The organism is Desulfococcus multivorans, assembly GCF_001854245.1.
Classification (GTDB): Bacteria; Desulfobacterota; Desulfobacteria; order Desulfobacterales; family Desulfococcaceae; genus Desulfococcus; species Desulfococcus multivorans.
In genome coordinates this window covers 1,135,812-1,149,967 of the sequence record NZ_CP015381.1, presented here as the reverse complement: position 1 = coordinate 1,149,967, position 14,156 = coordinate 1,135,812, and the positions used below count along the sequence as shown (strand labels likewise).

The 14,156-nt window shown below is 56.8% G+C and carries 10 protein-coding genes, 1 tRNA gene and 2 pseudogenes; 11 read left to right on the top strand and 2 right to left on the bottom strand.

Features of this window, described 5'->3' with window-relative positions; translation table 11 throughout:
* The first annotated feature begins 10 nt into the window (after positions 1–10).
* The 3 genes from alaS (at position 11) to mazG (ending at position 4,278) form a co-directional block, all read left to right on the top strand.
* Positions 11–2,635 (top strand): alanine--tRNA ligase, encoded by a 2,625-nt coding sequence (gene alaS / locus dmul_RS04865; RefSeq protein WP_020876954.1) that lies wholly within the window; start codon positions 11–13, stop codon positions 2,633–2,635.
* A gap of 67 nt (positions 2,636–2,702) precedes the next feature.
* The gene (locus dmul_RS04860; protein WP_020876953.1) at positions 2,703–3,410 is read left to right on the top strand and encodes a flavodoxin family protein; all 708 of its coding nucleotides are present in this window, start codon (positions 2,703–2,705) and stop codon (positions 3,408–3,410) included.
* Between the two features lie 43 nt (positions 3,411–3,453).
* Positions 3,454–4,278, top strand: coding sequence for a nucleoside triphosphate pyrophosphohydrolase (gene mazG / locus dmul_RS04855; RefSeq protein ID WP_020876952.1), 825 nt, complete (start codon positions 3,454–3,456; stop codon positions 4,276–4,278).
* Here mazG and dmul_RS04850 read toward each other — a convergent pair.
* Together dmul_RS04850 and dmul_RS04845 are read right to left on the bottom strand one after the other, a co-directional pair.
* A complete protein-coding gene (locus dmul_RS04850; RefSeq protein ID WP_020876951.1) occupies positions 4,275–5,213 on the bottom strand; it encodes a peptidase MA family metallohydrolase in 939 nt (312 codons plus the stop codon). The two genes, mazG and dmul_RS04850, sit on opposite strands and share 4 nt — an antisense overlap.
* A 31-nt stretch (positions 5,214–5,244) precedes the next feature.
* Complete coding sequence (locus tag dmul_RS04845; RefSeq protein WP_020876950.1) at positions 5,245–5,856, bottom strand: hypothetical protein; 612 nt, start codon at positions 5,854–5,856, stop codon at positions 5,245–5,247.
* An 842-nt stretch (positions 5,857–6,698) separates the two neighbouring features.
* Between dmul_RS04845 and dmul_RS04840 the strand changes: the two genes are divergently transcribed.
* The 8 genes and pseudogenes from dmul_RS04840 (at position 6,699) to darG (ending at position 14,148) form a co-directional block, all read left to right on the top strand.
* Positions 6,699–9,035: an acetate--CoA ligase family protein gene (locus dmul_RS04840; protein ID WP_159449714.1), complete on the top strand. Its 2,337-nt coding sequence runs from the start codon at positions 6,699–6,701 to the stop codon at positions 9,033–9,035.
* 81 nt (positions 9,036–9,116) lie between these two features.
* Positions 9,117–10,385 carry a histidine--tRNA ligase gene (gene hisS / locus dmul_RS04835; RefSeq protein ID WP_020876948.1) on the top strand — a complete coding sequence of 423 codons (1,269 nt, stop codon included), beginning with the start codon at positions 9,117–9,119 and terminating at the stop codon, positions 10,383–10,385.
* Between the two features lie 19 nt (positions 10,386–10,404).
* On the top strand, positions 10,405–12,198 hold the full coding sequence (gene aspS / locus dmul_RS04830; RefSeq protein ID WP_020876947.1) for an aspartate--tRNA ligase: 1,794 nt from the start codon (positions 10,405–10,407) through the stop codon (positions 12,196–12,198).
* 88 nt (positions 12,199–12,286) lie between these two features.
* Positions 12,287–12,362 (top strand) — tRNA-Asn (locus tag dmul_RS04825).
* Positions 12,363–12,557: 195 nt separating this feature from the next.
* Positions 12,558–12,716 (top strand): annotated as a pseudogene (locus dmul_RS21245) (helix-turn-helix domain-containing protein); the annotation flags it as partial.
* Between the two features lie 105 nt (positions 12,717–12,821).
* The gene (locus dmul_RS21240; protein WP_040415676.1) at positions 12,822–13,166 is read left to right on the top strand and encodes a DarT ssDNA thymidine ADP-ribosyltransferase family protein; all 345 of its coding nucleotides are present in this window, start codon (positions 12,822–12,824) and stop codon (positions 13,164–13,166) included.
* A pseudogene (locus dmul_RS21235) lies at positions 13,166–13,339 on the top strand (macro domain-containing protein); the annotation flags it as partial. The gene dmul_RS21240 and the pseudogene dmul_RS21235, both read left to right, overlap by 1 nt.
* Positions 13,340–13,392: 53 nt before the next feature.
* Entirely contained in the window at positions 13,393–14,148 is a 756-nt protein-coding gene (gene darG / locus dmul_RS04815) for a type II toxin-antitoxin system antitoxin DNA ADP-ribosyl glycohydrolase DarG (RefSeq protein ID WP_020876945.1), read from the top strand.
* Positions 14,149–14,156: the final 8 nt, after the last annotated feature.

Below are 14,156 nucleotides of genomic sequence, written 5' to 3'. Positions count from 1 at the left end.
GGAGAGATCCATGACAGGCAACGAAATCCGACAGAAATTTCTTGATTATTTCCAGAAACATCACCATCAGATAGTACGAAGTTCGTCCCTCATTCCTCAAGACGACCCGACCCTGCTCTTCACCAATGCGGGAATGGTGCAATTCAAGCGCACCTTTCTCGGGGAGGAAAAACGCAGATACGTCCGGGCCGCAACGTCCCAGAAATGCGTAAGGGCCGGCGGGAAACACAACGATCTGGAAAACGTCGGATACACCGCGCGACACCACACGTTTTTCGAGATGTTGGGCAATTTTTCCTTCGGCGACTATTTCAAGGAAAAAGCCATCGAGTTCGCATGGGATCTTCTGACCAACGGTTATGGACTCCCCGAAGATAAGCTGTGGGTCTCCATCTACCTGGACGATGACGAAGCCTTCGACCTCTGGCGGACCGTGGTCGGCGTCCCTGAAGACCGAATCGTCCGTTTCGGTGAAAAGGACAATTTCTGGGCCATGGGCGATACGGGCCCATGCGGTCCATGCTCAGAAATCCACATCGACCGAGGCGCTGAATTCGGGTGCGGACCCGACTGTAGCCTGGGGTGTGAATGCGATCGGTATCTGGAGATCTGGAACCTGGTCTTCATGCAGTTCAATCGGGACCAGTCCGGCAACATGACGCCCCTGCCCAAACCGAGCATCGATACCGGCATGGGCCTCGAACGGATCGTCTCTGTTATCCAGAACGCCGCCACCAACTATGACATAGACCTGATCATGCCCATCATGCGCAAAGCCGAGGGCCTCTCGGGACGCCGGTTGGGCGAATCGGCGGAGACGGACGTGGCCATGAAGGTCATCGCCGACCACAGCCGAGCCATGGCGTTTCTGATCGGCGACGGCGTCCTGCCCTCCAATGAAGGCCGTGGGTACGTGCTTCGCCGCATCATGCGCCGAGCGATCCGATACGGTCGCAACCTGCACCTGATGCGGCCCTTTCTCCACGAAACCGCCAAGGTTGTTTTTGACATCATGAAGCCGGCCTATCCTGAACTCGCCAAAGCGGAGGCCTTTATTACCAACGTTATCCGAAACGAAGAAATCCGCTTCTCCGAAACCCTCGACAAGGGCCTCGCCCTGCTCAACGACACCCTGGCCGAGATGACGGAAAAAAAGCAGACCGAGGTTCCAGGGAACGTCATCTTCAAACTTTACGACACCTTCGGGTTCCCGGTGGATATCGTTCGTGATGTGGTCCGGGATCGCAATATGACGCTCGACATGGCGACTTTTGACCGACAGATGGCCGAACAACGGGAAAAATCCCGCTCGGTGGTTAGTTTCTCCCAGATCAGCGACGCCTACAAAAAACTGTCGGCCGACGGCATCATCCCTGAATTCATAGGGTACGAAACCACTCTCTGCGACAGCACCATACTGTTGCTGGTCAAGGACGGAAAAGCGATCGAATCCGCCGGGGAAAGCGACACTGTCGAAGTGGTCGTAAAGAAAACGCCGTTTTACGGCGCATCGGGTGGACAGGTGGGCGACATCGGAAAAATCACCGGGACGGCCTTCGAGATGACCGTAACCGATACGACCAAAGACCCCACCGGGATGATCATCCACAAAGGCAAGGTGGTCAAGGGGAACATCCACGTGGGGGACACCGTCAGCCTTTCGGTGGATAAAGCCGCCCGACAGGCCACGGCCTGCAATCATACGGCCACCCATATTCTTCACGCGGTCCTGCGGGAAATTCTGGGTGACCACGTCAAGCAGGCGGGTTCTCTTGTCGCCCCCGACCGACTCCGCTTTGACTTCACCCATTTTTCTCAAGTGGATCCCGAAACCCTCGATCGGATCGAAGCTCGGGTCAACGACTACATTCGTCGGAATGCCACGGTGAACATCGTGGAAATGGCGGCCGAGGAGGCCTTTAAAACCGGTGCAATGGCCCTGTTCGAGGAGAAGTATGGTGATCGGGTTCGGGTCATCTCCCTTGACGCCTTCAGCAAAGAACTTTGCGGCGGCACCCACACCCGGCTCACGGGGGACATCGGCTGCTTCAAGATCATCTCGGAATCGAGCATCGCCTCAGGGGTTCGAAGAATCGAGGCCGTGTCGGGCCGAACGGCCGTCGCCGTCGTGCAGAAGATGGCCGCCGCCCTTCGGGATGCCGCGGCCCTTCTCAAAGACAAACCGGACGCCGTCGTTCAAAGAATCGAAAAGACCCTGGCGGAAAACCGTGCCCTGGAACGGGAGGTCGAACAACTCAAATCGAAAATGGCCACCATGTCCGCGGCGGGGATCGACGATGAAATCCGGGAAATCAAGGGTGTCAAGGTATTGGCCAAACGCGTTGCAGCCGACAACCCTGCCGCTCTCAGGGACGCGGCGGATAAATTCAAGGACAAGCTCCAATCCGGTATCGTCGTTCTCGGCGGCGCCGCGAACGACAAGGCCATGCTGATCGTGGTGGTCACAAAGGATCTGACCGGACGATTCCATGCAGGAAACATCGTCAAAGAGACGGCTGCCGTTGTCGGCGGAGGCGGGGGCGGACGGCCGGATATGGCGCAGGCGGGCGGCACCCGGCCCGAAAAACTGGATGAAGCCCTCGAATCGGTTTACGGTATCATCGAAAGGACATGACGGCCATGTGACGCGACGGCAACGCGGTGGAAGCCACAATCACACCCCCAGCACAAAGGAGAATGCTATGAGAATCAGAATACTCGGTATTTCCGGAAGCCCCCGAAAAGAAAAGGTCTCCGGCACCTATAAGCTCGTATCCACCGTCCTCGAAAACACCGGTCTTGATTATGATCTGATTTCCCTTCGCGGCAAAACCATCGGCGGTTGCATCGCCTGCCTCGGATGCGCCCCGGACAATGTCTGCAAGGTCAAGGACGATCTGGAGAGCCTTCGGGAGGAAATCGTCGCCGCGGACGCATACGTCATCGGGGCACCCAACTATTACTCGACACTGAATGCCGGCACCCATGCCTTCCTTGAGCGTTGGTTTCAGTTCCGACACCAGGCGGGGAATCTCCTTTGGGGAAAGCTGGCTGTGGCCGTGGGCGTCGGCGGCATGGACGGCCGCTTTCCTGCAGAAAATATCGAAAAATTTTTCATGTACAACTTCATCGAAACCGTCGCAAAGGTTTCGGGGCAAGGTGCGGCCTCCTGCTACTCCTGCGGCTACGGTGAAACCTGCAAAGTGGGTGTTCCCAGCATGCTGTACGGGGAGAACGTCAAGATCACCCCCGAAATGATTCCCGACGTTTCAAAAGATCCGATTTTGATGCAGGCGGCGGCGGATGCAGGCAAATTGTTGGGATACCGCCTCAAAAACGATCATGATCGCAAAGCGGTCACCCGGAAAATGCAACGTCAGATGATGCAGATGATGAAAACTTCCGCATAACCCTTTCCGACATGAACGTTTAATCCGAAATCAGAGGCGTATCGTGGACCAGAACCCCATCAAAAGGCTCGACGGGATCATCGCATCCCTGAGAAGCGAAAACGGCTGCCCGTGGGACCGGAAGCAGACCCCCGAAAGCATAGCCGTATATCTCATCGAAGAGGCCCATGAACTGCTTGCGGCCATTGAATCCGGCAACACCGAAGATATCTGCGAGGAGCTTGGAGACGTACTGTTTCAGGTACTTTTTATCGCGAAATTTTTCGAAGAAAAAGGGCTTTTCGACATTGAAGCCGCGGCCCGGAAAAGCGCGGAGAAAATGATTCGGCGCCATCCCCATGTCTTCGGCGACGTCACCATCACGGAGACCGAGGCCGTTCGCCGGCAATGGCACGAAATCAAGAAGCAGGAAAAAAACGGGCGCTCCGGTTCCGTCCTGGACTCGGTGCCCCGCAACATGCCTGCCTTGATGCGAGCCTACCGGATTTCAGAGCGGGCCGCCCGCACCGGCTTCGACTGGGACGATATGGGCGGCGTCATGGACAAGGTAGAGGAAGAATGGTCCGAACTCAAGGCCGAGATCGGAAAAAACGGCGTCGAACCATCCCGTTCGGAACAGCGCCGGGAACAGATCGCATTGGAATTCGGTGACGTCCTCTTCACCCTTGTCAACGTCGCTCGGTTTGCTCGAATTCACCCTGAATCCGCCCTGGTCAGCGCCACTCAGAAATTCGAACGGCGATTTCATCATCTGGAGCAAACAGCGGAAGCCACCGGCAGGGACATCGACGCGGTTCCGCGCCAAGAGAAAGAACAGCTCTGGAATCAAGCTAAAAAGATCCCTCCCAAAGACGGCCCGCAATCTTAACGAAAACCGTTCTCATCGGCATCGTCCGACGTCCCGGCCCCAACTTCGTCTGAATACCGGCGCTTTCTGACGATCCCCCGCACAAATGCCACAAGGGTGATGACGGCGGCCGCAAAAAAAAGAAGGTCATAAAGGTAGACCGTCGTCACCCGCCACCAGATATCGGTTTTTTCCAGAGATCCCTGCCAACCGGCCTCGATTTCGCCGAGGGTCACCCCGAGCGCGGCTGGAATCGAGGTTTCAGGAGAACGGCCGCCTTTCAATTCGGATAGCACCCTAAGCAGTCCTGCAACGCCGTACCGCCTGACCACATAGTCGACGATGCTTCTGCTGGCCTCATAAGCCAGTTGAACCGCCGGCTGGTCCAGCATAAAATAGTGGTTGATCTCTGCCATGGAGGGAAGCTTCCCCGACAGAACCGCCCGGCGGAGCGCATCTCCCGACCCGGGTGCCAACAGTTCGGAGATCCCGTCGCTGGCCCACTGTGCAACGCCTTCGTCGAGCCATTTTGGCAGATGGTGCGCCGAAATATGCTGGTGCAACAGGAGGTGGCATAGTTCGTGCTTGAGGATGGTTTCAAGCGTCAGCGGATGAATACGCGTTTTGGTGTTGTCGATAACCATCACCCCGGTTTCCGGCATTACAAAGGCTGCGAAAAAGGGACGGCCGATCATGCGCTGAAACTGCGCTTCATCATCCAAAAGCCAGACGATCGTCTCACCCGTATAGGCCCATCCGAACCGATCGGCCAACTCTTCTCCCAGCCGAGGGAAAAGGTCGGCGATATCTCCCGCCGCAATATTCAGCGCCGGAGGCGAAAAAACCGTTATCCCCGGCCGGTCGGTGCGGTGATAGACCTCGCTCCTTGCCGCGGACGGCAGGGTCCACCAGGCAAGGAGAATCATCAGAACGGCCCACAAAATGTGAAGGGCCATCCCCACGCTCTTTTCAATCTCGAAGCGACACCTATTTTGTCCAAAGTCCATCGACGGTGATGGTCAGGTTGACGTTGACGTTGATATCCTTGAGGAGAGCAATGTCCTTGACCTTGTCAATCAACTCTCCAAGCGCCTTTATTTCTTCCACGCCAAGGCCGCCGGTGAGCTCCCGCAATGTCAGGGTGGACCCGACACCGATGCTTTTTTTATCGACAGACTTCTTCTGGTCCTTTCGCGGCCGGCCGCCTCGCGTTTTCACGGTGACGGCCTTCTTCCCCGGTTTGGGCGCGACGTATTTGCCCAGAACGGGAAAATCCCTGAGCGCCTGTTCCAACGAATATCGCCCCTTGCCGGTTTTGAGGGTCATCCCGTAGGCCTGTTTCGGCGACACGTTCAAAAACTCATCCACCACCCGATAGGTATACCGGTTCCCATCGCGTTTCTTTTGAATAAAAAATCCCAACTCACATTTATTCGCATCGGTAATTCGGGAGAGCATACTCGCGACATCCTGCACTTTCACAACCTTTCCGGAGGTCCCCGATATGATGTCGGTGATATCTTTTGAGCGAAGTGGATCCCCGCTCATCAGGGTTTCGATGATCAGGTGGACCGTACTTTTTTTTTCCTTGGCTGTCATTTATTGGTTCCTCTGTAATTCTTATCTTTTTATTGATGTCTTCTATGGTTTCGCCTTAATCTCCAAATGATTTCGACAACCCGGACAATGGTAGATATTGTCGACGACGGCCTGGAGATCTTTTAAATTTTATAAGTATTATTATGAGTTTTGTCAAAAAAATATATTCTAATATGGCCGATACGCTGAAGATAGAAACAGATCTGATTCTATCCTGTTTATTTTTATTGGAAACAAAAACTTCTATATCACTTTTGGATCCATGATGAAGATTTTCGCGACGAAAATCATGAGGCAAATCTTCCCGGTTTTCAACGGACTTCTCATGCATCATTGCTGAAAGGTCCAACAAAAAGCGGTTACGCCGAAATGCTGGTGGGCGTCCCCCGACGGCGGGATTCCTGATAATCCGTTTGTGTGGGTTGGTTGTGAAGATGGGAAAAAGGATTGTATGAGGGATCAGGCCATTAACCGGTCATATGTGTCGCTCTGAATTCCGGTCGGCGAAAGTGCATAAAATGAGTAACCCGGCCTGGGTTCGCCATGGCACCCAGGACCGGGGCGGCCCTAAAATACTGACCGGATCCAAGGCCGCGCAGAAAGCCGGTCAGTGAAGAGGTCTTATACGCCTTTACCGGTATGAGCGCCGCCCCTTTCAATGATTACAGTATAATCGATTCCTTCGAAGATTTCAACCGCCTTCATACAAGGTGCGCATTTATATGGCGCTCGGCATGCGATTGTTGACAGTGTCGTCGGCATCGGCGTAACATTATGATATCTTTTTTGGGGATTCTTACCGGATTGCCGGGATTTTTCTGGAATTCAGACGGATGGCCTGCATGATGACATCACGACGAAAACAAGGAACACCCAACCAGACGAAACCCTCCGAACACACCGGTGGGGCGAAGCTTTCGAGGAAGGTGCTCCGTCGGGTTGACGCCGTGCTCCGTAAAGCCGACGGGGACCATCGTAACAGCCTGTACGAGCATGAGGTCTACGATATTCTCGGTCACATCGGTTTGGCAGCCCCGAAATACGTCTTTGCGGCGTCCCCGGATCAGATCGATGAGGCCCTGCTGCGCCGGTTCAACCACGACCTGGTGCTCAAGGTCGTCTCGCCGTCCATCGCCCACAAACAGCAGTTGGGTGGGGTGAAAACAGTGCGGAATTCAGACCCGCTTTATATTCGGTTCGTTCTCGAACAGATGAGAAACGAGGTCCTGTCTCATTTCAACAGCGCGGATTCCCCCGAAATTCGCGGTTTCCTTATCGAGGAATACATTCCACACACCCAGGCCCTGGGCTATGAAGTTTTACTGGGATTCAAAGCCGATCCTGCCTTTGGTCCGGTGCTGAATCTCAGCAAGGGCGGAGACGACGCCGAATTTTTCGCCAGACATTATGAACCGGCCAATCTCTCTCTGGCTCCCCTGACGCGGAATGAGGCCCTCAAAATGATCGCTGCGCTCAAGATCCGGTATAAATTCGAAGCGATCGGCCATCCCGAATACCTCGTCTATCTCGCGGACGCCGCCAGAAAGTTGAGCCTTCTGGCCTACCATTACTCCTTTATCGCCGATCCGCAGCCCGAATTCATCATTACAGCCCTGGATGTGAACCCATTTGTATTCGCCAGGGATCACCGATTCGTAGCGGTAGACGGCTTTGCTGAATTCCACACGTTCCAATGCGAGCGATACCCGGCATCGAGGATCAACACCCACCATCTGGACGGTTTTTTCGATCCCCAGGGCATCGCCGTCATCGGTGTTTCCGTCAACCCGGAAAAACACAGCATCGGACGAAATATCGCACAGCAGCTCCACGACATGGGACGCCGGGATATTTTCCTCGTCAATCCCAAAGGGGGGTGTCTTCGCCTGGACAGCGTCGATTACCCCCTCTATCCCTCTCTCGAGGCATTGCCGCATCCCGTGGATCTGGCCGTGTATGCAGCCCCGGCTCGGCTGGCACCGGAAATCATCCGCACCATGAACGACCGGATCAAAAAGGCCCTCATCCTGATCCCCGGCATCCCTTCGGAGGTCGACTATGCCGCGTACACCCGCCTGCTGGACGCGGCGGTGCCGCCAAGGCTGCGCGTCATCGGCCCCAACTGCATGGGCGTGTTCCATGCCCCCGGCCCGGAAAGCCAGGGGCTCAACACCCTGTTCATCGAGGAGGAAAGACTCGATCTGGAATTTTCCGACGCCGGCAACACGGTCATGCTCACCCAGAGCGGTGCGTTTTCAGTGACGGCCATCGACAAGCTTCAGCGCTCGCGGGTCTTCAAGGCAATCGTCAGTTTCGGCAACAAATACGATGTCGACATCCCGGATCTCATCGCTTATTTTTCAAAAAAGTCCGGCGTCGAAGTCATATCACTTTATATAGAAGGCCTCGATCCGGGAGAAGGGCGGCGTTTTTTTGAGCTGGTTCAACATCTCACCCAGCCCGTCATTGTTTATAAATCGGGAAAAACCGACGCCGGCGCACGGATCACCGCATCCCATACAGCCTCGATGTCGGGCAGCTACGATGTCTTCCGGGCGGCCTGCCGCCAGGCAGGGGTTTTGCTGGTGGAGCATATCGAAGACCATTACGATGCCGTCAGGATCTTCTCCCTGCTTTCCCGAAAGCGCCCCGCAGGAAACCGAGTGGCCGGGGTCGTGAACGCCGGTTTCGAGTCGGCCGTAAGCGCCGACGAGTTGGCCTGTCTGACACCGGCCGGGCTTTCATCCGCCACCGTCGAGGCGCTGCGTCGGCTCGATAGCGCTGGACTGGTCGACACCCGCTCCTCCTTTCTGGACATCACGCCCATGGCCGACGATCACATGTACGGAGAATTTGTCCGACGGGTTTTGGCAGACGAAAATGTGGATTGTGTCTTCGTTTCCGTCATTCCCCACACCGGTGCGCTGAAAACCCTGCCGGAAAACTGCCGTGAGCCCGGCAGCCTGGCCAACCGCTTGATCGCTCTGGGAAAATCCTCCCCCAAGCCCATGGTCGTCTCGGTGAACGCAGGCCGCTATTATCAGGATTTCGTGAACATCCTGGCGGAAAACGGCCTGCCGGTATACACCGATATCCGCTCCGCCATCCGGTCCCTGGACCGGTTTGCGGCCTTCCACCTCGGGCGAAGTTCACAACGACGCCGACCACATCGGTGTTGACTAATCCGATCTCTCTCTGTAATATAAGCAGCTTGTGCAAATTTTGAGAAATCAATATTAATTAAGGAAATCCCAAACGTTATGATTCAGCTGATCAGAGGTTTTAAGGATATTTTGCCCGGCGAGGTGGAGATCTGGCAGGAGATCGAGCGGGTCGCCCGCACACTTTTCGAGGACTTCGGATTCAAGGAGATCCGCATCCCCATTATGGAGAGCACCGAACTCTTCGCGCGCAGCATCGGCGAACACACGGACATCGTGGAAAAGGAGATGTACACCTTTCCCGATCGTAAGGGGGATCTCATCACCCTGCGTCCCGAAGCCACCGCCTCGGTCGTCCGCGCTTACATACAGCACAAGATGTACGCCGCCGATCCGGTCCGGAAGTTTTACACCATCGGCCCCATGTTCCGGCGCGAGCGGCCCCAGAAAGGCCGGTACCGCCAGTTTTATCAGATCAACGCCGAGGTCATCGGCGTCGACGCCCCTTATATCGACGCCCAGTTGATCTTTCTCCTGACCACCCTCCTTGACCGCCTGAAGGTCACCGACGTGGCGGTGCACATCAACTCCCTGGGGTGCCCTGAATGCCGTCCCGCCTTCCGGGAGGCGCTGACCGTGCTTTTAGACGGCAAGAAGGAGAATCTCTGCGCCGACTGCCTCCGCCGCAGCAGCACAAATCCGCTCCGGGTTCTGGACTGCAAAGTCCCCGCCTGCCGCGAGGCCATGGCCGACGCGCCATCCCTTCTCGACTACCTCTGCGACGGCTGTGCCAAGCATTTTGCATCGGTTCAGGGATCCCTCAATGAACTGGGCGTGCCCTTCGTCATCGACAAGCAGCTGGTGCGGGGACTTGACTACTATACCCGGACCACCTTCGAGATTCAGACCGGGGCACTGGGCGCTCAGAGCGCCGTCGCAGGCGGCGGCCGATACGACGGGCTGGTCAAAATGCTGGACGGACCCGACACGCCGGCCATCGGCTTCGCCGTCGGGTTCGACCGCCTTGTGGAGATCGTGGGTCTTCGGCAGGCTGATTTCGAAAAAACGCCGCAACTCTTTATCGCGGCCCTGGGCGAGACCTGCGCCGAGAAAGCTTTTGATTGGGTGTGCCGGCTGGGGCTCGCCGGGGTTCACACGGAGATGGACATGGCAGGCCGAAGCCTCAAAAGCCAGATGAAACAGGCCGACCGGTCCGGCGCCGCCTTCGTGCTGATCATCGGAGAGAGTGAACTGGCATCCGGAACCGCCATACTGAGGAACATGCGAACGAAAGCACAGTCCCCGGTCCCCATAGACGCCAACACCGTGAAAGCCATCATCGCCCACATTCGCCCCCTTGAAACATGATCTGAAAGGAGACCATTCAGTGTCGGATAAACTTGGTGATATGCGCCGCACCCATCAATGCGGCGAGTTGAGCGCGGGAGACATCGGAAAGAGCGTCGTGCTGATGGGATGGGTTCAGCGCCGCCGGGATCACGGCGGCGTCATCTTCATCGACCTCAGGGATCGACAGGGGATCACCCAGGTGGTGTTCAATCCCGAGGTAAACCCCGCCCTGCATGACAAGGCCCACGGCCTCAGAAACGAATACGTCATCGGTGTCCGGGGGCATGTCGACGCCCGTCCGGAGGGCATGATCAACCCGAATCTCACCACCGGGGAGATCGAGGTCACCGCAGGGGAGCTTCAGATCTTCAATGCTGCGGAAACCCCGCCCTTCATGATCGAAGATCGAATCGAGGTGTCGGAGAATATCCGTCTCAAGCACCGGCACATCGACCTTCGCCGCCCGAGCATCCAGCGGAACATCATCACGCGGCACCGGGCATCGGCCACTGTCCGGAACTACCTCAACGGCCTCGGGTTTCTCGATCTGGAAACGCCCATCCTCACCCGGAGCACGCCCGAGGGCGCGCGGGACTATCTGGTCCCGAGCCGGGTCAACCCCGGGCAGTTCTACGCCCTGCCCCAGTCGCCGCAGCTCTTCAAGCAACTCTTCATGATCGCCGGATTCGACCGCTATTACCAGATCGTCCGCTGTTTCCGGGACGAAGACCTCCGCGCCGACCGCCAGCCCGAATTCACCCAGATCGACATGGAGATGTCCTTCGTGGGCGAGGAAGACATCATGGCCGTCTCCGAGGGCATGATCCGCCTCCTGTTCAAGGAAATCCTCGACCGCGATCTTGAACTCCCTTTCCAGCGGCTCACCTACGCCGAGGCGGTTTCACGCTACGGCCTCGACAAGCCGGACATCCGTTTCGGCCTGGAGCTGACGGACCTTACGGACATCGTGGCCGGATCCGGCTTCAAGCTCTTCGCTTCGGCGGCAGCGGGCGGCGGCGTCGTCAAGGCCATCAACGTCAAGGGCGGCGGCGACTTCACCCGGAAGGAGCTGGACGACCTGGCCGATTTCGTCACCGTCTACCGGGCCAAAGGCCTGGCCTGGATCAAGGTGAAGCCTGACGGATGGCAGTCGCCCATCGCCAAGTTTTTCACCGACGCGGAAAAACAGGCCTTGATCGAACGACTCGATATGGCACCCGGGGATTTGATCCTTTTCGGCGCCGACGACGCCCGTATCGTCAACGACAGCCTGGGCAACCTGCGGAACCACCTGGGCCGGAGGCTCGGCCTCATCGACGACGCCACCTACGCCTTCACCTGGGTCACCGATTTTCCCATGTTCGAATACGACGAGACGGAAAAACGCTACCAGGCCCTCCACCACCCCTTCACGGCGCCCCTGGAGGATGACTGCGACAAACTGGAAAGCGATCCTTTGTCCGTCCGGTCCCGGGCCTACGATCTCGTCCTGAACGGCTTCGAGATCGGCGGCGGCAGCATCCGCATCCATCAGATCGATCTCCAGCAGCGGATTTTCAAGGCACTGGGCATGGCGTCCGCGGAATACGAGGAGAAATTCGGGTTCCTCCTTTCGGCCCTGGCCTCGGGCGCACCGCCCCACGGCGGCATCGCCTTCGGGTTCGACCGCCTGGTGATGCTCCTCTGCGGGGAGCAGTCCATCCGGGACGTCATCGCCTTCCCCAAGACCCAGCGGGCCGCCTGCCTCCTGACCGGCGCCCCGTCGGAGCCCGCCAAGGCCCAGCTGGACGAGTTGGCCATCAAGGTGAGGAAGATCCAGATGGAGGGCTGATCGGCACACGAATATTTTTCCCGGGGAACGCATTTTTCCCTTGACTTCGCCCCGGGTTTTCCACTATATAGGCTTTCGTTTCAACCGATCCCCAGTAGCTCAGTCGGCAGAGCAGGTGGCTGTTAACCACCGTGTCCGTGGTTCGAGTCCGCGCTGGGGAGCCAGCCACGAATGCAACCCTATTTGCACCGGTTGCTTAACGAATAGAGCCTCGCATCCATGATGCGAGGCTTCGTTGTTATTAGAGCAGTAATTTCATAATGTTATGTCATCATCGACATCCCCGGCTGTATTTTCCCTTCTCCGCCAAACCGCCTGTTTCATGTCCAGCGCTGAATATTTAACCGGAAAAGTTCGCCGCCAGGCTCGGCGTGACATTCCCCACCATCAACCGCTGGGAGAACGGCCGCGCCCGGCCGTCGCCGCTGGCCATGGAAAAAATAGAGGCGCTGCTGCGCAGCATGGGAGAGCGGGGCAGCGATCTACTCGCTGAACTCCTCGGCGATGAGCCGGTTTAGCAAGGATAGATTACGGCAGTGAAACATGCGCGTTGGGAGCAAACACGATGAGCAAGAACACGACCAAGGAAATAAGGCGCATGCGATTATCGGGCGATCCATAATGTGGATATCCAGAAGATCCGCCGGCAGCGTCCCATTGGCTGCGGGCCGGGCGGCACGGTGCACGATTATGTGGCCTTTTATTTCGGGCCACGCTCGCCAATGCTCCTTCAATTGCACACGGGCAGAGTGGAAGATTACGATGAAGGCCAGGAACCCTTGATCTATGCGGTTTCAACGGTTGGAATCATTACTCAGAGAGGGCTTGGTTTTATTTTTCCGATGGCCACGGTATTGCCGCCTTTACGCAATGGTTCGACGATCTCAATGATATTGAACCAACCCGCGGAAATATTCTTACGGACGATGCGGAAGCCCTGGTCAACACAGTCAACTGTGTCGGTGTAATGGGCAAGGGGATCGCCTTGCAGTTCAAGAAGGCGTTTCCGGAGAATTTCAAGGCCTACGAAGCCGCCTGCCGAAGGGAAGAGGTTAAACCGGGCCGTATGTTCGTGTTCGAAACCGGCCAGATGTTCAATCCGCGCTATATCATCAACTTTCCAGCCAAGCGCCATTGGCGCGGCAAAAGCCGCTATGAGGATATCGAAAGCGGCCTGAAAGCCCTGGTGCGGAAGTGCGGCAGCGAAAGATCCGATCCATTGCCGTTCCTCCTTTGGGTTCCGGATTGGACGGACTGCAGTGGAGCCGGGTCAAGGCGACGATCGAAGCGGCGTTTGAAGACATGCCGGACGTTCTGCTGGCGCTTTACGAACCCAAAGGAAGCCCGGAGGCCAAGGATATGCCGGTGGGCACCGCCAAACCGAAGATGACCTTGGCCCGGGCCTTGCTCATCAAACTCATGAAGCAGTATGCGCGATTCGCATACCGGATGACGCTGCTGGAGATACAGAAGCTCGCCTATTTTTTGCAGGAATCGGGCATGGATCTGAAGCTGCGGTATGTCAAGCACCTGTATGGCCCCTATGCCCATAACCTCAACAACGTGCTGGAAATCCTCGAGGAGCACCATATCCGGGGATATGGTGATACCCAGAAACCGGATGTGGAAGTCACGCTGCTTCCGGATGCCGATAAAGTCGCCGACCATTTCCTTCAGAAAAATCAAAGCGCCGCAGGGCACCTCGAACGGGTGGCGGATCTCGTGGATGGGTTTGAAACGCCTTACGGCATGGAGCTGCTGGCCTCGGTTCACTGGTCGCTTATTCATGACGGCGAGGTGTCGGATGCAGAAAGCGCCGTCGCTGCCATGGCCCTCTGGAACGATCGCAAACGGCGCTTGTTCAAGCCGGCGCATATCCGGCTGGCCTGGGAGAGGCTTTCAGGCCGAGGGATGGATAAAAGTGGACCAATGCCGGCGGATAAAGGCTGAACTGAGAC

Excerpts from the sequence above, each read along its gene's own strand:
- alaS (WP_020876954.1), top strand. The coding sequence starts at position 11 with ATGACAGGCAACGAAATCCGACAGAAATTTCTTGATTATTTCCAGAAA.
- dmul_RS04840 (WP_159449714.1), top strand. The coding sequence starts at position 6,699 with ATGATGACATCACGACGAAAACAAGGAACACCCAACCAGACGAAACCC.
- dmul_RS04850 (WP_020876951.1), bottom strand. The coding sequence starts at position 5,213 with ATGGCCCTTCACATTTTGTGGGCCGTTCTGATGATTCTCCTTGCCTGG.
- hisS (WP_020876948.1), top strand. The coding sequence starts at position 9,117 with ATGATTCAGCTGATCAGAGGTTTTAAGGATATTTTGCCCGGCGAGGTG.
- dmul_RS04860 (WP_020876953.1), top strand. The coding sequence starts at position 2,703 with ATGAGAATCAGAATACTCGGTATTTCCGGAAGCCCCCGAAAAGAAAAG.
- dmul_RS04845 (WP_020876950.1), bottom strand. The coding sequence starts at position 5,856 with ATGACAGCCAAGGAAAAAAAAAGTACGGTCCACCTGATCATCGAAACC.